Origin of the sequence: Citrobacter sp. Cb023 (assembly GCF_030336805.1) — a bacterium.
In the GTDB taxonomy this organism is placed as follows: domain Bacteria; phylum Pseudomonadota; class Gammaproteobacteria; order Enterobacterales; family Enterobacteriaceae; genus Citrobacter; species Citrobacter braakii.
Genome location: NZ_JAOWCV010000032.1, coordinates 276059 through 298235, shown reverse-complemented (window position 1 = coordinate 298235; position 22177 = coordinate 276059). Strand labels below are relative to the sequence as shown.

Genomic DNA, 22177 nt, shown 5'->3' with positions numbered 1-22177 from the left:
GATGATCTACATTTCTGCCGTTGGCATGATTAACGCGTTGGGCAATAACACTGATGAAATCGCAGCCAACCTCACTCGTGGCATAGCGCCGGGAATGCGCCCGCGCACGGGCTGGCTGCAAGGACACCCATCCGCCGTGTTAGCAGGCGTTGACGGTGAGTTACCCGCTATTCCTCAGCACTTTAGCGCTCATCGTTCGCGCAACAACCAGCTATTGCTGGCAGCACTGATGCAAATCCAGCCGCAGGTGGACGACGCTATCGCCCGATTTGGTCGCGATCGTATTGCTGTTGTTCTCGGCACCAGCACCTCCGGCCTGGATGAGGGTGACGTTCACGTTGATTTGATGCTCAACGGCAAAGAGAGCACTGACTGGCGCTATCCGCAACAGGAACTGGGCGATCCGTCGCGTTTTCTTAGCCACTGGCTGGCGCTGGATGGCCCGGCCTTTACGCTCTCAACCGCCTGCTCGTCCAGTGCAAGGGCTATTATGAGCGGACGTCGTTTGATCGAATCTGGTCTGGTCGATATCGCCATTGTCGGCGGTGCGGATACGCTAAGCCGAATGCCAATCAACGGATTCCACAGTCTGGAATCACTCTCCCCAACGCTGTGTCAGCCGTTTGGCCGCGACCGTTGTGGGATCACCATTGGCGAAGGCGCCGCCTTGATGGTATTAACCCGCGAGCCACAGCCTATCGCGCTCCTTGGCGTCGGCGAATCCAGCGACGCGTACCATATTTCGGCTCCCCATCCACAGGGGGAAGGTGCCATTCGCGCCATCGGCCAGGCGCTTAACGACGCAGGAATGACGCCGGAACATGTGGGCTATATCAATCTGCACGGTACCGCTACACCGCTAAACGATCAGATTGAGTCCAACGTCGTGAGCGCGCTATTTGGCGAAACGGTCCCGTGCAGTTCAACCAAACACCTGACCGGGCACACACTGGGCGCCGCGGGGATCACCGAAGCAGCTATCGGTGTGTTGATTCTGCAACGCGACCTGCCGCTACCACCGCAGGATTTTAGCCAGTCACCACGCGATGAAACATTGCCAGCCTGCGGCATCATTGAACAGCCGCAGTCACTGACTCGCCCGGTTATCTTGTCAAATTCGTTTGCCTTCGGCGGTAATAATGCCAGCATCCTGCTCGGGAGAATCTCATGAGCCACTATTTATCACCGGGCGACTATTTGCCGCATGATGCGCCAATGCTGCTCCTTGAAGAGGTCGTCAGTGTGGCGGACGAAACCGCCATCTGCCACGTGACGGTATCAGCAAACAGCGTACTGGCCCCTTTCCTCGACCCCGATGGCAATCTACCTGGCTGGTTCGCACTGGAACTGATGGCGCAGACCATTGGCGTCTGGTCTGGCTGGCACCGCCAGCAACAAGGTCAGGCGAGTATTACGTTAGGCATGGTACTGGGCGCACGTGAGTTAGTCTGTGCCACAGGTGTTCTGCCTGCCGGGAAGAAGCTGAGCATCCATGTCAAATTGCTGATGCAGGATGCACGATTCGGTAGCTTTGAATGTGCCATCCAGGCAGACAACGAGACGTTGGCGACCGGTCGCGTCAACACCTTCCAGCCGACATCAGAAGAAATTAACACGCTATTTCAACAAGGAGCGTCCACATGAGCCGTTCAGTTTTAGTTACGGGTGCCAGCAAAGGTATCGGTCGCGCCATCGCCAGACAACTGGCCGCGGACGGTTTTGTGGTCGGCGTACACTATCATCGCGATGTGCAAGGAGCACAAGAAACGCTGGATGCTATCCTCGCCGCTGGCGGCGCAGGGCGCCTGTTGACATTTGATGTTGCCAATCGCGAGCAGTGCCGCGAAATACTGTCGCAAGATATTGAGGCAAACGGCGCATGGTACGGCATTGTTAGCAACGCTGGGGTCACTCGTGATGCCGCTTTCCCTGCGCTCAGTGATAACGACTGGGATGCGGTGATCCATACCAACCTCGACAGCTTTTACAACGTCATTCATCCGTGCATTATGCCGATGATCAGCGCACGCAAGGGGGGCCGTATCATCACACTGTCTTCGGTTTCGGGCGTGATGGGCAACCGCGGTCAGGTCAATTACAGTGCGGCAAAAGCCGGAATTATTGGTGCCACTAAAGCGCTGGCCATCGAACTGGCAAAACGCAAAATTACCGTAAACTGCATTGCACCGGGACTCATTGATACCGGGATGATCGAGATGGAAGAAGCCGCATTGAAAGAGGCGATGTCGATGATCCCCATGAAACGGATAGGTCAGGCTGAAGAAGTGGCCGGGCTTGCCAGTTATTTAATGTCGGATGTGGCGGGCTATGTAACTCGCCAGGTGATTTCCATCAATGGAGGGATGTTATGACACGTCGTGTCGTGATTACAGGCATGGGCGGCGTCACCGCCTTTGGGGAAAACTGGCAGGCTGTCTCCGCCAGGTTATTGGCATATGAAAATGCGGTACGCAAAATGCCGGAGTGGCAGGTTTATGACGGACTGCACACACTGCTGGGTGCGCCGATCGACGACTTCACTCTACCGGAACACTATACCCGCAAGCGAATTCGCGCCATGGGTCGCGTATCGCTGATGTCCACCCGCGCAACAGAGCTGGCGCTTGAGCAGGCCGGGCTGATTGGCGATCGGGTACTGACTAACGGTGAAACCGGGATCGCTTATGGTTCATCAACCGGTAGTACCGGTCCAGTGAGCGAGTTCGCGACCATGCTGACCGAGAAGCATACTAATAACATCACCGGCACGACCTACGTGCAAATGATGCCGCACACCACTGCCGTTAACACTGGATTATTTTTTGGTCTGCGGGGGCGAGTCATTCCGACATCCAGCGCCTGCACATCCGGTAGCCAGGCAATTGGTTACGCATGGGAAGCCATTCGGCACGGTTATCAAACAGTGATGGTCGCCGGCGGTGCAGAAGAACTGTGTCCTTCCGAAGCCGCCGTGTTTGATACACTGTTCGCTACCAGCCAGCGCAACGACGAGCCGAAAACCACCCCCTCCCCGTTCGATGAAAATCGCGATGGTCTGGTCATCGGAGAAGGCGCAGGTACGCTGGTGCTGGAAGAGCTGGAACACGCTAAAGCGCGCGGAGCAACGATTTATGGTGAAATCGTTAGCTTTGCCACTAACTGCGATGCTGCCCATATCACCCAGCCACAGCGCGAAACAATGCAGATTTGCATGGAAAAATCGCTGAATATGGCCGGTATTAGCGCCCGTGATATCGGATATATTTCAGCGCACGGTACCGCAACCGATCGCGGTGATATTGCAGAAAGTCAGGCAACCGCTGCAATTTATGGTGATAATGTGCCGCTATCCTCGCTTAAAAGCTATTTTGGACATACCCTTGGCGCTTGTGGCGCACTAGAGGCCTGGATGAGTCTGCAAATGATGCGAGAAGGCTGGTTTGCGCCTACGCTAAATTTGAGTCAGCCAGATGCTAATTGTGGAGCGCTGGATTACATTATGGGTAAAGCCCGCAAGATTGATTGCGAATTTTTGCAGAGCAATAACTTTGCGTTTGGCGGCATAAATACTTCTATCATCATTAAACGTTGGCCCTGATATGTACCGGATCGTTCTTGGGAAAGTTTCTGTTTTAAGCACTGGCGCACTGCCTGCCGCACTGCGTGAGCAGGCCCCGCAAGGCGCTCGTCGTGCGCGCTGGCTGGCAGGTCGCGTGCTGCTTTCCCATACTCTTTCGCCATTACCGGACATCGTCTACAGCGAGCAAGGAAAACCGGCTTTTTCCGCCGACACACCGCTGTGGTTCAATCTCAGCCACAGCGGTGATGATATTGCCCTGCTGCTCAGCGACGAAGGGGAAGTCGGCTGTGATATTGAAGTCGTTCGCCCACGCGATAACTGGCAGACGCTGGCAAATACGGTGTTCAGTCTCAGGGAACATGCCGAAGTTGAGGCCGAACGCCCGGAGCAACAGCTGGCGGCATTCTGGCGCATCTGGACGCGTAAAGAAGCTATCGTGAAACAGCGTGGCGGCAGCGCCTGGCAAATTGTCAGCGTCGACAGCACCGCGCTAACCTCCTCACTCTCGGTCAGCCAGTGCCAGCTCGATACCCTGAGCCTGGCGGTGTGTACCCCCACGCCGTTTACCCTGACCGCAGACGCCGTGCAGCGTCTGGAAGCCTTAGCGTAAATTTTCCGGGAAGTTTTCCGGCAATTCGCTCGCCGCACAGGCAATAACGCTGTCATTATTCGCCCCACAGTCACGCACGAAGGTGATGGTCGCAAACTCGTCAATCACCTCAGTTGGATATGCCGGACCCGCATCGCGATATGACATCATCAGCGGAATATGGTCATTCTGGAAACAGACCGTTTTTTGCGGATTGTTAATCACCCAGCGTGGGAAAAAGATGGTGCCGTGAAAGAGTTTGTCGCCCAGATTTACGATCAGGCTGACGTCGGTCCCGGTCGGTTCGGTCCATGAAATTTTATAAACACTCTCGCCAACCCGCACAATGTACGCCCGCTGATCCTTCACCCAACGATTCCCCACAATGCCGCTGTGAATACGGTAATCCAGAGTGGTGTCGTTTTTCACGTAGATCTCGTAATTCCAGCCATTATCGTAGGTATAAACCAGATGTTTGCCGACAAAGCCGCTCAAATCATGTTTATCAAAAGTGCTCATATTCGTTCTCCTCTTACTTGATGCGAGGATCTTACCGCTTCAAAAATTGGATGAATAACGCTATGTTTACATCATATTCATTCAATTTTTAGATGAGTTATGCACAAGACAACGCTGGAGCAATGGGCCTTACTGGAGAAAGTCGTGGAGCTGGGCAGCTTTGCTAAAGCTGCGGAAGAGACCAACCGTAGCCAGTCTTCGGTGAGCTACAATCTGGCGCTACTGCAGGAGCGGCTTGGCGTGACGCTGCTGACGCCGGAAGGTCGCAGGGCGGTATTAACCCCTGCGGGAGAGCTACTGTTGGGCCAGGTCAAACCGTTACTGAAGGCCTTTTTATGGGTGGAAACCCGGGCAGCAACGTTGCAAAACGGCACGCGAACGCGGCTGGATTTCATGGTAGATAGCATCTTCCCACGCAAACGCCTGTTCGCGATCCTCAAGCAGTTTCAGCAGGCGTGGCCGCAGACGCAGGTACGTTTGACCGAAGTGCTGGAGAATGCTGACGATCGACTGGCGGCGCATGCCGATGCGGACGTGATGGTCCTGACCCGACGCCAGGATATCACCGGACGCGGCGAATGGCTGATGAATATTGACTTCGTGGCCGTTGCCCACCGCGATCACCCGCTCTGCATGCTGGATGCGCCGCTGGATGAAGACGCGTTACGCGCGTGGCCGCTGATTCGCATTGCCGATCGCGACAACCCGCAGCAAGCGGTGCGCGATGCCTGGACCTTCTCGACCATTGATGCCGCGATTGAGGCGGTGATGTATCAGGTCGGTTACGGCTGGTTGCCTGAGGAGCGAATTCAGCAGCAGCTTGAGCAGGGGCTATTACGACCGCTGCCGTTAAGCCATGGCGCTCGCCGTGCCACCCCGCTGCATCTGATCGTCAAAGACACGCTCGCGCCGCTGGATGAACAGGTAACAACCCTGCTGCGTTTATTGCGAGAGCATTAACCTTTTCCCCGGATGCCGGACGTGTGTTACAAAATACGCTATTCCCCTTACTCCCTGTGCGCCCACGCGCCACATGAAAGGTTAATTGCAGATGCAACGAGTCACCATTACCCTCGATGACGATTTACTGGAAACGCTCGACAGCCTGAGCCAGCGCCGTGGCTATAACAACCGTTCCGAAGCGATCCGCGATATTCTGCGCGGCGCACTGGCGCAGGAAACCACCCAGGAGCACGGCACTCAGGGATTCGCAGTGCTCTCGTATGTTTATGAGCATGAGAAGCGTGACCTGGCGAGCCGTATTGTTTCCACCCAACATCACCACCACGATTTATCAGTCGCCACGCTGCACGTGCACATCAACCATGACGACTGTCTGGAAATCGCTGTGCTAAAAGGTGACATGGGCGATGTGCAGCATTTTGCCGATGACGTGATTTCCCAGCGCGGCGTGCGCCACGGTCATCTGCAGTGCCTGCCGAAAGAAGAGTAATTGCTTGTTTTGTTGCCCGGCCTACATTCGTTCCCGTTTGTAGGCCGGATAAGGCGCAGCCGCCACCCGGCAATAATATTTACGCCATCGTGCCAATCGTCTTTCTGAAACGCAGCAGTGCTATCAGGAAGAACGTACTACCAATCGCCAGCAGCGTCAGGAACTGCGGCCAGACAATGTTAAACCCTGCGCCGCGGTAAAGTATCGCCTGCGCAAGGCTAACAAAATGGGTAGTCGGCATCGTCAGCATGATGTCCTGCACCGCCTGCGGCATGCTTTCACGCGGTGTAGAGCCGCCGGAGAGCATCTGTAACGGCAGCAGTACCAGAATCATCAGCAGCCCCAGTTGTGGCATGGAGCGCGCCAGCGTGCCCATAAAAATGCCGATTGATGTGGTGGCGAACAGGCTCAGCGCCACTCCCAGCATAAACAGCGGTATCGAGCCTTCAATCGGTACGCCAAGCACCCCTTTTACCATCAGCATCAGCGACAGACCGGAAACCACCAGCACCACCAGCCCCATCGACCAGATTTTTGCCATCATGATTTCAAACGGCGTCACCGGCATTACCAGCAGGTGCTCAATGGTCCCATGCTCACGCTCGCGAATCAGCGCCGACCCGGTAAGCACAATCGCCAGCATGGTGATGTTGTTGATAATCGCCATCACCGCGCCAAAGCGGGCGGGTTCCAGATTAGGGTTAAAGCGCATACGCATTTCCAGCGCCACCGGCAGCTCGCTGTTATCGCGGTAACGCGACACAAAGCTGTTCACCTCGCCACTGATGATATTCTGGATATAGCTGTTGCCGGTAAAGGCCTGGCTCATTCGCGTGGCATCGACGTTAACCTGAATATCCGGCTGCCGCCCAGCCAGTACATCGCGCTGAAAATCAGGCGGAATGTTCACGGCGAAGGTATAGCGCCCGGCATCCAGCCCGGCATCCAGCCCGGCATCCATCTCATCGGCGGTAATCATCTCCGGCGGTAAAAACCACGGACGATAAAAACTGTTCACAATGCGATTCGACAACTGCGACTGGTCCATATCGGCAATGGCAATCGGCGCCAGGTGCAGCGACCCTGGCAGAACGGTCGCAGAAGAGTAAACCGAGACCGTGAAGGCGAAGACGATCAGCGTCAGCATCGCTTTGTCACCCAGCAGGCTGCGTAACTCTTTGATGCCGAGGTTATAAATATTCCGTAATCGGCGCATCACCCCTCCTGTTTTTTCAGCAGCAATACGCTCAGACCAATGACCACTGGAATGGCTACCGCCAGTGGAATAAACAGCGGCCAGAGATCGGTCAGATCCAGCGCTTTAGAGAACGTCCCGCGCGCGATGGTCAGAAAATGGCTGGTTGGGTAAATTTCGCCAATCCACCGTCCCGGCCCTTCCAGCGAGGCGACCGGGTCGATCATCCCGGAAAACTGCGTCGCCGGGATCAGCGTAATAATCGCCGTACCAAAAATGGCGGCGATCTGACTTTTCATAAACGTGGAGATTAACAATCCCAGCCCGGTGGCAATGGTGACGTACAGCAGCGCGGCCAGCGTCAGGGTCACAAAACTCCCCTTATGCGGGACGCCGAATACAAACACCGACAGCGCGCACAGCAGCAGGAAGTTCAGCATGCCCAGCACGATGTAAGGCAACTGTTTGCCGAGTAAAAACTCGCTGCGGGTAGTGGGCGTCACGTATAGGTTGATAATCGACCCCAGCTCTTTCTCACGCACCACGCTCAGAGCGCTGAGCATGGAGGGGATCATCATCAACAGCAGCGGGATCACCGCCGGAACAATCGCTGGCAGGCTTTTCACATCCGGGTTGTAACGATAGCGAGTTTCAATGGTCATCAATCCGTTTTGCCCGCTGGTATTTGGCTGACGCGCCATCACATCCTGCAGCCAGGTCTGGTGCATCGCCTGCACGTAGCCTCTGACCGTTTCCGCACGGCTCGGCATTGCGCCATCGACCCAGACGCCAATCTTCACCGGCGTTCCACGCGCGATATCGCGGCCAAAATTTGGCGGGATCTCTATGGCTACCGCGACTTCGCCCGAGCGCATCCGTTTGTCCAGCTCGTCATAACTGGTGAGCGGCGGCTGCTCGATAAAATAGCGCGATCCCGCCAGATTCAGCGTCCACGCCTGGCTGCTGACTGTCTGGTCACGATCGAGCACCGAAAAACGCAGGTTTTCCACATCCATGCTGATGCCGTAGCCCATGATCAACATCAGGATCACCGTGCCCATCAGCGCCAGCGTTGAACGTACCGGGTCACGTCGCAGCTCCAGCGCTTCGCGGCGGCTGTAGCTGAACAAGCGCCGCAGGCTAAATCCCTGGTGCGGCGGCTGACTGTTTTCATGCACTGCCGGGACATTGGCTGGCGGTAACTGAGCCTCCGGCGCCGGACCTGCCGCTTCCTGTAACCAAGAGATAAACGCCTCTTCCAGACTGGCGGCACCACGCTGTTTCACCAGCTCCTGCGGCGTACCGCTGGCCAGGACTTTTCCGGCGTGCATCAGCGACATGCGGTCGCAGCGCTCCGCTTCGTTCATAAAATGGGTGGAGATAAAAATGGTCACTTTATCCTGACGCGACAGATCGACCATCAGTTGCCAGAACATGTCTCTCGCCACCGGATCGACCCCGGAGGTTGGTTCATCGAGAATGAGCATCTCCGGGCGATGGATCACCGCCACCGCCAGCGACAGGCGTTGACGGATCCCCAACGGCAGCGCGCCGGGCAACGCGTCTTCGACTTCGGTCAGCGAAAAGCGCTGACTCATCTCTTGTACCCGCCCCGGGATTTCTGCTTCGGGGATATGGAACAACCGCGCGTGTAGCTCGAGGTTTTGCCGTACGGTCAGCTCGCTGTAGAGCGAAAACGCCTGCGACATATAGCCTACCCGGCGACGGGTATCGATATTCTTCGGGTCAACCGCTTGCCCAAACAGCCACGCCTCACCTTCACTTGCGGGTAGCAGCCCGGTGAGCATTTTCATGGTAGTGGATTTACCGCAGCCGTTGGAGCCGAGAAAACCGAAGATTTCCCCGCGCGGAATACGAAAGTTAACGTGGTCAACGGCCACGAACTTGCCGAAGCGCATGGTCAGATCTTTCGCCTCGATGGCAATCTCTTCCTGCTCAGCGTGATACGGCGGGATCACCACTGGCTTATGCGCCTGGCGCTGGGCTTCGGGTAACAGCGCGATAAACGCCTGCTCCAGCGTGTCGGTGTTGGTTTTTTCGCGTAGCTGCTGCGCGCTCCCGGTGGCCAGCACCTCCCCGGCGTTCATCGCCACCAGCCAGTCAAAGCGCTCGGCTTCTTCCATGTAGGCGGTCGCAACCAGCACGCTCATGTTGGTCTGCCGCTGGCGAATGCTGTTAATCAGATCCCAGAACTGGGCGCGGGACAGCGGGTCGACCCCGGTGGTAGGTTCATCGAGAATTAACAGTTCCGGGTCATGGATTAACGCACAGCACAGCCCCAGCTTTTGCTTCATCCCACCCGAGAGTTTCCCGGCCGGACGATCGCGAAACGGCGCCAGTCCGGTGCTGTTCAGCAGCTCGGTAATCCGCGCTTCGCGCTCCGCTTTGTCATGGCCAAATAGCCGGGCAAAGAAATCGACGTTCTCATACACCGACAGCGTGTGGTACAGGTTTTTCCCCAACCCCTGCGGCATCCAGGCAATGCGCGGGCAGACATCCCGGCGATGTTTCGGGTCGCGCATATCGCCGCCCAGCACCATCACGTTACCGTGTTCAATGACTCGCGCGCCGGAGATGAGCGACAGCAGGCTTGATTTTCCGACGCCATCCGGGCCAATCAGCCCCACCATACAGCGGGCGGGGATATCCAGCGTGATATTGTTCAGCGCTACCGTTTTCCCGTAATGCTGACTCACGCCGTCAAGGTGCGCCACGGGAGGAACGGGAACCAGCGCCAGATGCGTCATTGCGGCAACCTCACCATCAGGTCGTCAGGCCAGGCTCGATTTTCATCGATACGCACCCACGCCATGCCCGGCAGACCGGTTTTCACGTACTCGAGATGCTGCTGCAACAGCTCTGGCGGGATACGCGCTTTAACGCGGAACATCAGCTTCAGCCGCTCATCGCTGGTTTCAACCGTTTTCGGTGTGAACTGCGCGACGCTTGCCACAAAGCTGATGGTCGCCGGAACACGCAGATCCGGTGCGGCATCCAGCACCAGGCGCGCTTCGCCGCCAATCTTCAGTAAGCCAGCCTGTTCGGTAGGCAAGAAGAACGTCATGTAGACATCGCTGAGATCGACCATATTCAGGACGCGCCCACCCGCAGAAAGCACCTCACCCGGCTCAGCAACGCGGTACTGCACGCGACCATCGCGCGGGGCTTTCAGCTCGCTGTCATCAATATCAGCCGCAATACGACGTTCGGTGGCCTGCGCAGCTTCTACGCGGGTTTGCGCCTGAATGATGCTGGTGCGAGCTGCTTCAATTGCGGCTTTTGCCGCTGAGACCTGCGCCTTTGCGGATTCCAGCGCCGCACGTGCGCTTTCTGCCGCGGCCCGATCGTCATCCAGTTGTTGCTCAGACACGGCCCCACGCTGGGATAGCGAACGGGAACGCACGTGGCGTTTAGAAACCGACTGCAGCTCCGCCTCGCGCTGTTTTACTACCGACTGCGCGGCGCGCATTTCACTTTGCCGCTGTTCCAGCAGCGCTCGCGCCGCCGCCACCGCGCTTTCGGCCTCTTTGATTTGCGCGATCGCTTCCAGCCGCTGCTCCTGCAGCACGCGAGTATCCATTTTCGCCAACACCTCGCCCTGACGAACGAACTGCCCTTCCGACACAAGGATCGTGTCAATTCGCCCGGCAATCTTGGTAGCAATATCCACTTCGGTGGCTTCAATTCTGCCGTTGCTGGCTGCGAACCCCTCCGGTATTCCGGCAGGACGGAGCATCCACCATGCTATCGCGGCCACCACGACCAGGGTGCCCGCCCCCCACCACATCACATGACGCTTAAACTTATCCATATTCGACCCGCCGTAATCCCTGTTATCAAACGATGCGTGTCACAAAGCCCACTGAATAGCTATTCAGCGGGAGATTCCATCCGGGATGAGAAGGAATAAGAAACCATGGCCAGAGAGCGGACAGGCGCTAAGGCAACCTGCGCCGCGCAGGAAGTGAATGACGAAAATGCTGTGAAATCGGGTAGTAATGTTGTCATCATCAGCGTTCCTGGCCGGAAATGAAACACGCATACTCATAACTGCTGTCTATTGAATACTAACACCTGGATTCAATATGTCTATTCGGTTGTAGTTTCCACTTCAGCCCTATCGCGCTCTGGCACAGGGAATATTTCGTATATCAACGATTGATAAACATTCACAACTATAAACATAATCAATAATTAGACATCACTATAATAGTGGCTCATTTACCGATCTCGTTATGGCGAGGCTCCTGTACAAATACAAGTTACCGCCCTGCTGGTATCGAGAGAGGCCACTCAGGGAAATACAGGCATCCATCGAATCAAGGTGTTGCCAAGGTAACTTCTGACGATTTCACCATCGGGCAGATACGTTGTTCAGTGCTAAAACCAGGACGTAGGGATCCGCCTGCGCTAACCCTGTCTTGTTCGCCCCTATGAGAGATTTTTATAGGGAATTACACCATGTCATCTATGCCACTCTGCGCCGCCCATCATCCTATGCCGGATTTCAATGGCGATGCTATCGCGCAATATATGCGCACCGATTTTATTACCCTGCCGGATCATCTCAGCGTGAACGGCGCTCGTGAATACTTTGTCTCCCAGCTCACAACGGATGATATTCCAGGCCAGGTCTTTGTTGTGGCTGGAAAAGCGCTGCGCGGGGTGTTATCCATCAAGCGCTTATTGCAGGAAAAAGATACATCGTTGAGCATCAACCATCTTACGGACAGTTGTTTGTTTCATGTAAAGCCTGATGATGAACGGGCACAGGTCGTTGCCGAGTTAGCCGAACGCGAACTCGATCTGGTGGCTGTCGTTGAGAAAGGTGAGCTGGTCGGTTGTCTGATGGAAAAAGAGATCGCTCATCTACAGGAAGATGATGTTACCGAAGATGTTCAGCTTCAGGGGGCAACGTTGCCGCTGGAAAAACCCTACCTGGAGATTAGCCCGTGGACATTGTGGAAAAAACGTTCTGTCTGGCTCCTGCTACTTTTTGTCGCAGAGGCCTATACCAGCAGCGTTCTTCAACATTTTGAAGAGGCGCTGGAATCTGCTATTGCACTGGCCTTTTTTATTCCACTATTAATTGGTACTGGCGGCAACAGCGGTACGCAGATCACCTCAACGCTGGTACGTTCAATGGCGCTGGGAGAAGTGCGGCTGCGCGATATGGGTCGGGTGATCCGCAAAGAAGTTTCAACTTCGCTGCTGATTGCCCTGACGCTGGGTCTGGCAGGCTGCTTGCGCGCGTGGATGATGGGTATCGGAGTGGAAATCACGCTAATCGTCAGCCTGACGCTGGTTTGCATTACGCTGTGGAGCGCCGTGGTGTCATCAGTGATCCCCATGGTGCTCAAGCGTATCGGCATTGATCCCGCCGTGGTTTCGGCCCCGTTTATCGCCACGCTTATCGACGGTACCGGGTTGATTATCTACTTTAAAATCGCCCAGTATTTTCTTGGTCTGAACTAATGATAACGCCCGACAGCCCAGGTTGTCGGGCACCACGGTCAGGCAGGCGCCAAATCCTGCGCGCATGCCCAGGCGCTCGACCACGCCCACTGGAAGTTATAGCCGCCCAGCCAGCCGGTGACGTCCATGACTTCGCCGATAAAGTAGAGTCCCGGCACTTTGCGCGCTTCCATCGTGCGCGATGACAGCTCGTTGGTATCGACGCCGCCCAACGTGACTTCAGCGGTACGATACCCTTCCGTACCGTTCGGCTGCACCCGCCACTCAGTCAGCGTCTCAACCAGCGTTTGCTGATCGCGCACATTAAGCTGCTTCAGCGAGACATCCGGGATTTGCCCTAACTGCTGTAAACATTCCACCAGACGCTTTGGCAACTGCATTGCCAGGGTGTTCTTTAAGCTTTGATTAGGGTGTGCGCTACGTTGGTCATCGAGGAAGCTCGCGAGGTCAACATCCGGCAACAAATTAATGCTGACAAATTCACCTGGCTGCCAAAAACTGGAAATCTGCAGCACGGCCGGACCAGAAAGCCCGCGGTGCGTAAAGAGCAGGTTTTCACGAAATACGGTGCCGTCCTCGGCGGTGATAACGGAAGAAACGGATACGCCAGAGAGCACCTGAAGCTGCTCCAGTAGCGGCTTATGTAAGGTGAAAGGCACCAGACCTGCGCGCGTAGGCAAAACGTTCAGGCCGAACTGTTCCGCAATTTTATAACCAAACGGCGTCGCGCCAAGACCCGGCATAGAGAGACCACCGGAGGCGATAACCAGCTTTTTCGTGCCGACACTCATCCCATTCAATTCCAGGACAAAATCGTCACCATCTCGCTCAACGCTCAGGATTTCGCTACGTAACCGCATAGTTACGTTACCTTTTTCACACTCATCCACCAGCATATCGACAATTTGCTGGGCGGAATCATCGCAGAAAAGCTGGCCTAGCGTTTTTTCATGCCAGGCAATACCGTGCTTACCCACCAGATCGATAAAATCCCACTGTGTATAACGCGCCAGCGCCGATTTGCAAAAATGCGGGTTTTGGCTCAAATACGCAGCCGGCTCGACATAAAGGTTGGTAAAGTTGCAGCGGCCCCCGCCAGACATGAGAATCTTGCGCCCGGGCTTTTTACCATTATCAATTAGCAGTACGCGACTACCTGCTTGTCCTGCCTGCGCGGCACAAAACATACCCGCTGCGCCAGCGCCTATAATAACGGTATCAAACCTTTCCACGTTGCGATCCTCTCTAAAAAGCGGGAGTGAATTGTAAAGATTCCTCAGTGGTCGCACCAGCACCAAACTACCGATAAAGGGTATTTATCTGAAATATATAGGATAATTCTTTAGTGGTGTAAAACAAAGCAGGAGACAAATCAAAAAAACTCTATATTTCACTTTGCCCGCGCCGCCAAAGTCACTGATAATGCGCCGCGTTCATGTCCTCAAAATGGCGTAACGTCCTATGCTACATTTGTTTGCTGGCCTGGATTTACATACCGGGCTTTTACTATTGCTTGCTCTGGCTTTCGTGCTGTTCTACGAAGCAATTAATGGCTTCCATGATACAGCCAATGCTGTCGCAACTGTGATCTATACCCGTGCAATGCGTTCGCAATTGGCGGTGGTCATGGCTGCGGTGTTCAACTTCTTTGGTGTTTTGCTGGGCGGTCTCAGCGTGGCGTATGCCATCGTGCATATGTTACCAACGGATCTGCTGCTTAATATGGGATCGTCACATGGCCTCGCCATGGTGTTCTCCATGTTGCTGGCGGCAATTATCTGGAACCTGGGTACCTGGTACTTTGGTCTGCCTGCATCCAGCTCCCACACGCTGATTGGCGCCATTATCGGTATTGGTTTAACCAATGCGCTGATGAACGGCACCTCGGTGGTGGATGCACTTAACATCCCGAAAGTTATCGGTATTTTTGCCTCGCTTATCATCTCACCTATTGTCGGTCTGGTGGTTGCAGGTGGTCTTATTTTCATTCTGCGTCGCTATTGGAGCGGTACGAAAAAACGTGCCCGTATCCACCTGACGCCGGCAGAACGTGAAAAGAAAGACGGAAAGAAAAAGCCGCCGTTCTGGACGCGTATTGCACTGATCCTCTCCGCTATCGGCGTGGCGTTCTCCCACGGCGCGAACGATGGTCAGAAAGGCATTGGTCTGGTGATGCTAGTGCTGATTGGCGTAGCGCCAGCAGGTTTCGTGGTGAATATGAATGCTTCCGGTTACGAAATTACCCGTACCCGTGATGCAATCAATAACGTCGAAGTCTTCTTCCAGCAGCGCCCTGACCTGCTTAAACAGGCCACAGGCGTAGACCAGCTGATTCCGTCCCCGACGGACGCGGCACCAGCGACACCGACCGAGTTCCATTGTCACCCGGCGAATACCATCAACGCGCTGGAACGTGCGAAAGGTATGCTGGCGAATCTGGAAACCTACGACAAGTTAAGCGTCGAACAGCGTGGTCAGTTGCGCCGTATTATGCTGTGCATCTCTGATACCACCGATAAAGTGGTTAAGCTGCCTGGCGTAAGCGCTGACGATCAGCGTCTGCTGAAGAAACTGAAATCTGACATGCTGAGCACCATTGAGTACGCGCCTATCTGGATCATTATGGCCGTCGCACTGGCGCTGGGTATTGGTACGATGATTGGCTGGCGTCGCGTGGCAACCACTATCGGTGAGAAAATCGGTAAAAAAGGCATGACCTATGCCCAGGGGATGTCGGCGCAGATGACCGCCGCAGTCTCTATCGGTCTTGCCAGCTACACCGGTATGCCCGTTTCCACCACACACGTTCTCTCCTCTTCCGTTGCGGGAACAATGGTTGTTGATGGCGGCGGTTTGCAACGTAAAACAGTGACCAGCATTCTGATGGCCTGGGTCTTCACCCTGCCAGCAGCAATTCTTCTTTCCGGCGGGCTGTACTGGCTCTCCCTGAAGCTTATCTAAGCGAATGCGCGGTAAAAAAGCGGGTCAGGAAACTGGCCCGCTTTTTTTGTATCTGTCGTTGGAATCAGTGCCAGATAATCAGCGCAACCATGCTGATTAGCACCAGGCCGCATAGCGCGCTGGTGAGAATGAACTGACCGCGAACCCGCTCACAGCGGCGAATAAATTCATCATCATGATGATCGCGGTAACGCTGAGCGTAGATATACCACACCAGACGCATCTGCTTGTTCGGTTGCCCATGCGAGGTAAAAAAGCCCCCTCCATCTACATACTGGTAAAGCAATGGATCGCAACCACGAAGTACTACTAGCAGTGCGCGTAGCGAAGAAAAATAGCGCGCCATATTAACAATGCAAACGACACATAAAGCCCAGAACAATGCAATGGTGCTTATCATACCCCCTCCCCGGCGACCCGCCCACGGAACTCCTTTCCGGGACTACCGCTCCCCGATACCCTGCCAAACCATTCAGTGAAGAGTACTGAAGAAACCGTTCGTATTAGTATCACGCATTCGAACGCCCCTCTAGATAGTGTAGGAGATTAGTTAATTTTTTTGCCAGAAGGTTAATCGCTATCAATGCAATTAACTAAAAAATTTGTTTAACTGCTTGGCAAGCAAGGCGGATTGACGGATTATTCTGGTCGCTATAATGTAAGGATAGTCCTTATATGGTACGTTTTTACGACTGGGCTAGCCCCGCGCACAAGGTTCGCAGGACGCGGATGACGCGGCGGCAGAGAAACGCCAGCAGGCTAGTCATCGACAACTTATGGAAGGAGTAACACTATGGCTTATAAACACATTCTTATCGCGGTTGATCTTTCTCCGGAAAGCAAAGTTCTGGTTGAAAAAGCGGTCTCTATGGCGCGGCCTTACAATGCTAAAGTTTCCCTTATCCACGTTGACGTAAACTATTCCGACCTGTACACCGGCCTTATCGACGTGAATCTGGGCGACATGCAGAAACGCATTTCTGAAGAAACCCACCACGCGTTAACCGAGCTGTCCACCAACGCAGGCTACCCAATCACCGAAACCCTGAGCGGTAGCGGCGACCTGGGTCAGGTTCTGGTTGATGCCATCAAAAAATACGACATGGATCTGGTCGTTTGTGGTCACCACCAGGATTTCTGGAGCAAACTGATGTCCTCCGCGCGCCAACTGATCAACACCGTCCACGTCGACATGTTGATTGTTCCGCTGCGTGACGACGAAGAAGCATAAAATGCTTGCCGCCGGGAAATAGCCCGGCCTGCTGCAAGTAGTTAAGCCTGTAAACGCCCGCCTGTGCGGGCGTTTTTGTTTTTATCATTCGGACACAATTAGTACATCAATCCAACAAACAAATCATAATTAGTGTGATCAACTAATTGGATCGAAAACCATCTCTATAATACTCTACTCTCGCGGCCAATAGCCGCAGTCTATAACAAAATAAGACTTTTTCGGCGCGTTCAAGCATACGCGTTCATACTTTTCAGGATGGCTTTGAAAGGCGATGGAATATGAATAAAACTGCACCTACGGGCTTGCTGCAGCAACCTCGTCCGTTCTTCATGATCTTCTTTGTAGAATTATGGGAACGATTTGGCTATTACGGCGTTCAGGGCATCCTGGCGGTATTCTTTGTTAAGCAGCTAGGATTTTCACAGGAACAGGCATTTGTCACCTTTGGTGCCTTTGCTGCGCTGGTCTACGGCCTGATCTCGATCGGCGGCTACGTCGGCGACCACCTGTTAGGCACTAAGCGCACGCTGGTTCTCGGTGCCATTGTGCTGGCAATCGGCTACTTCATGACCGGGATGTCGCTGCTCAAGCCCGATCTGATCTTTATTGCTTTGGGTACCATTGCCGTCGGTAACGGGCTGTTTAAAGCCAACCCGGCAAGCCTGTTGTCAAAATGCTATCCACCAAAAGACGCCCGTCTGGACGGTGCTTTCACCCTGTTTTATATGTCGATTAACATCGGTTCGTTGCTGTCGCTGTCGCTGGCGCCGGTGATTGCCGATAAGTTTGGCTACGCGGTGACCTACAACCTGTGCGGGGCCGGGCTTATTGTCGCGCTGCTGGTCTACTTTGCCTGCCGTGGGATGGTAAAAAATATCGGTTCTGAGCCAGACCATAAGCCGCTGAATTTCCGTAATCTGCTGTACGTGCTGGCCGGTACGGTAGTGATGGTATTTATATGCGCCTGGCTGATGCACAACGTGCAGATTGCCAACCTGGTGCTGATCGTCCTGTCGATTGCCGTGACTATCATCTTCTTCCGTCAGGCATTCAAACTGGATAAAACCGGGCGCAACAAGATGTTCGTGGCCTTCATCCTGATGCTGGAAGCGGTTGTGTTCTACGTGCTGTACGCGCAGATGCCGACATCGCTGAACTTCTTTGCTATCAATAATGTGCACCATGAAATTCTCGGTTTCGCCATTAACCCAGTGAGCTTCCAGGCGCTGAACCCGTTCTGGGTGGTGCTGGCAAGTCCGGTACTGGCCGCGATCTATACCCGTCTGGGAAACAAAGGCAAAGACCTGACTATGCCGATGAAATTTACGCTCGGTATGTTCCTGTGCTCGTTGGGCTTCCTGACGGCAGCCGCTGCCGGGATGTGGTTTGCGGATGCGCAGGGGCTGACGTCGCCGTGGTTTATCGTGCTGGTATATCTGTTCCAGAGCCTGGGTGAACTGCTGATTAGTGCCCTGGGACTGGCGATGGTCGCCGCTCTCGTGCCGCAGCACCTGATGGGCTTTATTCTCGGGATGTGGTTCCTGACGCAAGCCGCCGCCTTCCTGATGGGCGGGTATGTCGCCACGTTTACTGCCGTACCGGAGAACATCACCGACCCGCTGCAAACGCTGCCGATCTACACCAACGTATTCAGCAAGATAGGCCTGGTCACCCTGGCTGTCACGGTGGTGATGGCGATTATGGTGCCCTGGCTGAACCGAATGATTAATACGCCAGATAGCAGCAAATAAGCTTTTTTTAACATTAACCGCGAGTCACATCGCGGTTTTTTTTGCCTTTTAAGTCCTGCATTGTAAGAGCGTAGTTTATACAAACAGGTCATCATGAATGGACATGACCATGAACGATATTGCGTTGATTAAGACTTCGGTCTTATCACGCCAGCGGAAAGCGCTTCTCACCGAGGATAAGCACCGGGCATTTTCAATCGCTACCCTTTGCGCGCGTTAATCCACTCCTGAACTTCGACCACAAAAGTGTCCGGCGCTTTGCGGTACATTTTGCGCGCCAAATCCAGAATCGTATGCTGACTGAGCGCTTCTTCCATTCGCTGCTGAGCCATATCCATTACCGAGCGCACACCACAAATGCCTTCACAGGCCCACTCCGGCGGATGCTCCTCAAATACCGCCAGCCGCTGGCGAATTTCACGACACTCAAAGATGCGCTTATCGCCATCAATGGCATTCACCACGTCCAGCACCGTAATATGTTCAGCAGGTTTAGCCAACTGGAAACCGCCGCCCTTTCCCTCAATGCTGCGCACCAGGCCCGCTTTCGACAAACGGGTGAAAATTTTCGCCAGGTAGTCGTACGGCACGCTTTGCAGCTCGGCAATTTCCCGCACGCTCATATCCCGCGCGTCGCCCTTGCTGTCGACCATACACATCAGGCTATGAATGCCGTACTCAACCCCGGAACTGTAAAATGCCATTCTCTTATCTCAGCCAAAATGAATCTGAGTTAATTGTAGCTTTTTCGTCTCATTCATTCCAGACAGCAGCACAACCCATATTTATATAAAAACTTTAACCATATATTTATCAAATAGATAATCAAACACCCTACGACATCAGGACAAAAAGGATCCTGATCGCATTGCAATTCTTAACTACGACAAATAAAATCCGAGTAAATTATTCGTAGTCACCAGAGAGAACCCCCCAATGCGTAAACGAATTCTGATCGTGGGCGCCGGCTTTGCCGGTATGTGGGCAGCATTAAGCGCCGCACGACTGGCGGATAAACATCAGCAGGCCATTGATATTACAGTAATTGCACCACAGCCAGAGCTGCGTGTCCGCCCACGCTTTTATGAACGCGCCGTACAAACCCTGGTCGCCCCGCTGCAACCCTTGTTTGACGTTACCGGCGTCAACTTCCTGCAAGGTCACGTCGAGCAGATCATCCCGGACTCTAAAGAGGTGAGCTGGAAAGATGCCAACGGAGAAATTCATCTGCGCCGCTACGACCGCCTGGTACTCGCCAGCGGGAGTCACGTTAACCGCGACGCCGTTGTCGGTGCAGCCGAGCATGCGTTTGACCTCGACCAGCTCGAGAGCGCCACCGCACTGGAGCAGCACATTACAGACCTGGCATTACAGCCGGAAAGTGAGGCTCGCAATACGGTGGTGGTCTGTGGCGGCGGCTTTACCGGGATTGAGATGGCGCTGGAATTACCTGGTCGTCTGCGTGAGATTCTGGGTGCCGATGCTAAGACCAGAGTGGTCGTAGTTGAGCGCGGTGCTCAGCCTGCCGGGCGCTGGAGCCAGGAATTACGCGACGTGATAATCAAAGCCTCCGCTGAACTGGGCATCGAATGGTTGGTAAATGCAGAAGTAGAAAGCGTGGATGCCGGGGGCGTAACGCTGAAAGATGGGCAGGTTATTGCCTCTCAAACAGTTATCTGGACCGTCGGCGTGCAGGCCAATAGCCTGACAGCACAGATTAACGCCCCGCGCGATCGACAGGGCCGCCTGCATGTGAATGCCAATCTGCAGGTCGTGGGTCATGATAATATCTACGCCACTGGCGATGTGGCCTACGCCGCCACCGATGACAAAGGCAACCATGCGTTAATGACCTGCCAGCACGCTATTTTGTTGGGTAAATTTGCCGGTAATAACGCCGTTGCAAGCCTGCTAGGAGTAGAACCTTCACCGTATCGTCAGGAGATGTACGTCACCTGTCTGGATCTCGGCGCGTGGGGCGCGGTGTATACCGAAGGATGGGATCAGCAGGTCAAACTCACTCGCGCAGAAGCGAAGAAACTGAAAGTCTCGATTGTCAGTGAACTGATTTATCCGCCGAAAGCGGAAAGAGCCGTCGCATTTGAGATGGCTGACCCATACGCACCGTTTGTCTAACCTCCAGTAAACATAGTCTTCCTGACGGACAATCACTCTGTCAGGAAGTCGCCAGTGCCATACAACCTCCCCAGCAATGCCCCATCAGTTATATACATGGTTCTTTATCAATTATTCCCCTCAATTTTAATCACGCATAAAGACGCATTAAAAAAGCAAACGTGCAAATAAACGCATTAATGAATCGATTAACAATCGTACACACCACAAATGCGATCCTTTACGCAAAACACAAGAAATATAAGCAACTAACTGAATTAAAAGAATTTAAAATGTATCCTGTGATTAGCATCGCAAAAATCAACGATCTTCGTAGGCAATGCGTTTTTCTGCGCATAGATTATAAACACGCAAAAAACCGCATCAACATGTAAACAATATGCTGCGGGCATCGAATGTCAAATACCCAGGCAGCTGCTGTCAGTCAATCGTGAAAAGTGGGAGAACGTAAATGGATCAAGCAACAAAGTGGTTGGATCTTTCCGGTAAAGTCGTGGTCGTGACGGGTGGCAGTATGGGCCTGGGTGAAAAAATGGTTGAGAATCTCTACGCCAACGGTGCAACCGTGGTTTATGCCGATTTATCACCCAATAAAAACTTCAGCCAGTTCGACGACATCATCTTCATCAAATGCGATGTGACCAAAAAAACAGAAGTTGAGCAGCTCACGGCCTCAGTGGTAAAGAGGTTTGGTCATATAGACGGTTTAGTCAACAATGCGGGTGTCAGCCGTCCACGCCTGTTAGTCGATGTATTTAAGGAAAAACCAGAATATGAACTGAGCGAAGATGATTTCGACTTTATGGTCAACGTTAACCAGAAAGCTGTTTTTCTGGTATCGCAGTCCATTGGGCGCCAGATGGTCGAACAAGAATCCGGCGTCATTATCAATATGACTTCCGAAGCTGGTGTTCAGGGTTCACGCGGGCAGAGCTGCTATTCCGCAACGAAAGCCGCCGTTAACGCCTTCACATTTTCATGGGCGAAAGAGCTGGGCCCCCACAATGTGCGCGTTGTTAGCGTTGAGCCAGCCATTAATGTACCAACGCCAATGAACAGCGAAGCCAATTTCCGGGCGCTGGCTTACACACGAGGAACTGATCCAAATCATGTTCATAAAGACTATAAAGGCATTATTCCTCTTGGTCGTCCGGGGAAACTTGAAGAGATTGCCGACCTGATCTCTTTCCTGGTTTCCGATCATTCTTCTTATATCACCGGGTCCGTAATCAATATTACCGGCGGTAAATCGCATCATTAATC

At 53.9% G+C, this 22177-nt stretch carries 20 protein-coding genes and 1 riboswitch; of the genes, 13 read left to right on the top strand and 7 right to left on the bottom strand.

Annotated elements, in window-relative coordinates; all coding sequences use genetic code 11:
• The first annotated feature begins 1 nt into the window (after nucleotide 1).
• From OGW44_RS07860 to acpT, 5 genes are read left to right on the top strand one after another with little or no spacing between them, the layout of a single operon-like run.
• Entirely contained in the window at nucleotides 2-1171 is a 1170-nt protein-coding gene (locus OGW44_RS07860; protein ID WP_019078112.1) for a beta-ketoacyl-[acyl-carrier-protein] synthase family protein, read from the top strand.
• Nucleotides 1168-1644, top strand: a complete 477-nt coding sequence (locus OGW44_RS07855; RefSeq protein WP_016154864.1) for a hotdog family protein — start codon at nucleotides 1168-1170, stop codon at nucleotides 1642-1644. The genes OGW44_RS07860 and OGW44_RS07855 overlap by 4 nt, the downstream gene beginning before the upstream one ends.
• Nucleotides 1641-2372, top strand: coding sequence for a 3-ketoacyl-ACP reductase FabG2 (locus tag OGW44_RS07850; protein WP_016157679.1), 732 nt, complete (start codon nucleotides 1641-1643; stop codon nucleotides 2370-2372). The genes OGW44_RS07855 and OGW44_RS07850 overlap by 4 nt, the downstream gene beginning before the upstream one ends.
• Complete coding sequence (locus OGW44_RS07845; protein ID WP_047415909.1) at nucleotides 2369-3598, top strand: beta-ketoacyl-ACP synthase; 1230 nt, start codon at nucleotides 2369-2371, stop codon at nucleotides 3596-3598. Before OGW44_RS07850 ends, OGW44_RS07845 begins: the two co-directional genes overlap by 4 nt.
• 1 nt (nucleotide 3599) lies before the next feature.
• Entirely contained in the window at nucleotides 3600-4190 is a 591-nt protein-coding gene (acpT, locus tag OGW44_RS07840) for a 4'-phosphopantetheinyl transferase AcpT (RefSeq protein WP_185654931.1), read from the top strand.
• On the opposite strand, the gene OGW44_RS07835 is transcribed toward acpT, so the two are convergent.
• Nucleotides 4182-4688: a phenolic acid decarboxylase gene (locus OGW44_RS07835; RefSeq protein ID WP_016157682.1), complete on the bottom strand. Its 507-nt coding sequence runs from the start codon at nucleotides 4686-4688 to the stop codon at nucleotides 4182-4184. The genes acpT and OGW44_RS07835 overlap by 9 nt on opposite strands.
• A 99-nt stretch (nucleotides 4689-4787) precedes the next feature.
• Between OGW44_RS07835 and OGW44_RS07830 the strand changes: the two genes are divergently transcribed.
• The gene (locus OGW44_RS07830) at nucleotides 4788-5648 is read left to right on the top strand and encodes a LysR family transcriptional regulator (protein WP_047415905.1); all 861 of its coding nucleotides are present in this window, start codon (nucleotides 4788-4790) and stop codon (nucleotides 5646-5648) included.
• Nucleotides 5649-5739: 91 nt separating this feature from the next.
• Entirely contained in the window at nucleotides 5740-6141 is a 402-nt protein-coding gene (nikR, locus tag OGW44_RS07820) for a nickel-responsive transcriptional regulator NikR (protein WP_005121550.1), read from the top strand.
• Between the two features lie 79 nt (nucleotides 6142-6220).
• Here the strand turns inward: nikR and OGW44_RS07815 are convergent, their stop codons facing one another.
• The 3 genes from OGW44_RS07815 to OGW44_RS07805 are packed head-to-tail and all read right to left on the bottom strand — an operon-like array spanning nucleotide 6221 to nucleotide 11168.
• Nucleotides 6221-7357 (bottom strand): ABC transporter permease, encoded by a 1137-nt coding sequence (locus tag OGW44_RS07815; RefSeq protein ID WP_185654930.1) that lies wholly within the window; start codon nucleotides 7355-7357, stop codon nucleotides 6221-6223.
• Nucleotides 7357-10104, bottom strand: a complete 2748-nt coding sequence (gene rbbA, locus OGW44_RS07810) for a ribosome-associated ATPase/putative transporter RbbA (protein WP_185654929.1) — start codon at nucleotides 10102-10104, stop codon at nucleotides 7357-7359. The genes OGW44_RS07815 and rbbA overlap by 1 nt, the downstream gene beginning before the upstream one ends.
• The gene (locus OGW44_RS07805) at nucleotides 10101-11168 is read right to left on the bottom strand and encodes an HlyD family secretion protein (RefSeq protein ID WP_046274495.1); all 1068 of its coding nucleotides are present in this window, start codon (nucleotides 11166-11168) and stop codon (nucleotides 10101-10103) included. The genes rbbA and OGW44_RS07805 overlap by 4 nt, the downstream gene beginning before the upstream one ends.
• Nucleotides 11169-11579: 411 nt before the next feature.
• Nucleotides 11580-11763: riboswitch (M-box (ykoK) riboswitch) on the top strand.
• Nucleotides 11764-11818: 55 nt separating this feature from the next.
• On the opposite strand from OGW44_RS07805, the gene OGW44_RS07800 reads away from it, so the two are divergent.
• Nucleotides 11819-12832: a magnesium transporter gene (locus tag OGW44_RS07800; protein WP_046274494.1), complete on the top strand. Its 1014-nt coding sequence runs from the start codon at nucleotides 11819-11821 to the stop codon at nucleotides 12830-12832.
• A 38-nt stretch (nucleotides 12833-12870) separates the two neighbouring features.
• Here the strand turns inward: OGW44_RS07800 and OGW44_RS07795 are convergent, their stop codons facing one another.
• Complete coding sequence (locus OGW44_RS07795) at nucleotides 12871-14064, bottom strand: BaiN/RdsA family NAD(P)/FAD-dependent oxidoreductase (protein ID WP_153689928.1); 1194 nt, start codon at nucleotides 14062-14064, stop codon at nucleotides 12871-12873.
• A gap of 229 nt (nucleotides 14065-14293) precedes the next feature.
• Here OGW44_RS07795 and pitA point away from each other — a divergent pair, with 229 nt between their 5' ends.
• Nucleotides 14294-15793, top strand: coding sequence for an inorganic phosphate transporter PitA (gene pitA, locus OGW44_RS07790; protein WP_016154875.1), 1500 nt, complete (start codon nucleotides 14294-14296; stop codon nucleotides 15791-15793).
• A gap of 64 nt (nucleotides 15794-15857) precedes the next feature.
• Here pitA and uspB read toward each other — a convergent pair whose 3' ends face one another.
• Complete coding sequence (gene uspB, locus OGW44_RS07785; RefSeq protein ID WP_003023371.1) at nucleotides 15858-16193, bottom strand: universal stress protein UspB; 336 nt, start codon at nucleotides 16191-16193, stop codon at nucleotides 15858-15860.
• A 393-nt stretch (nucleotides 16194-16586) separates the two neighbouring features.
• On the opposite strand from uspB, the gene uspA reads away from it, so the two are divergent.
• Together uspA and dtpB are read left to right on the top strand one after the other, a co-directional pair.
• Nucleotides 16587-17024: a universal stress protein UspA gene (gene uspA, locus OGW44_RS07780; RefSeq protein ID WP_003023368.1), complete on the top strand. Its 438-nt coding sequence runs from the start codon at nucleotides 16587-16589 to the stop codon at nucleotides 17022-17024.
• Between the two features lie 281 nt (nucleotides 17025-17305).
• Nucleotides 17306-18778, top strand: coding sequence for a dipeptide/tripeptide permease DtpB (gene dtpB, locus OGW44_RS07775; RefSeq protein ID WP_019078104.1), 1473 nt, complete (start codon nucleotides 17306-17308; stop codon nucleotides 18776-18778).
• A gap of 200 nt (nucleotides 18779-18978) precedes the next feature.
• Here the strand turns inward: dtpB and OGW44_RS07770 are convergent, their stop codons facing one another.
• Nucleotides 18979-19482 carry an RrF2 family transcriptional regulator gene (locus tag OGW44_RS07770; RefSeq protein WP_019078103.1) on the bottom strand — a complete coding sequence of 168 codons (504 nt, stop codon included), beginning with the start codon at nucleotides 19480-19482 and terminating at the stop codon, nucleotides 18979-18981.
• A gap of 232 nt (nucleotides 19483-19714) precedes the next feature.
• Here OGW44_RS07770 and OGW44_RS07765 point away from each other — a divergent pair, with 232 nt between their 5' ends.
• Nucleotides 19715-20914, top strand: coding sequence for an NAD(P)/FAD-dependent oxidoreductase (locus OGW44_RS07765; protein ID WP_185654928.1), 1200 nt, complete (start codon nucleotides 19715-19717; stop codon nucleotides 20912-20914).
• Nucleotides 20915-21365: 451 nt separating this feature from the next.
• Nucleotides 21366-22175: a sorbitol-6-phosphate dehydrogenase subunit gene (locus OGW44_RS07760; protein ID WP_016157691.1), complete on the top strand. Its 810-nt coding sequence runs from the start codon at nucleotides 21366-21368 to the stop codon at nucleotides 22173-22175.
• Nucleotides 22176-22177 lie beyond the last annotated feature (2 nt).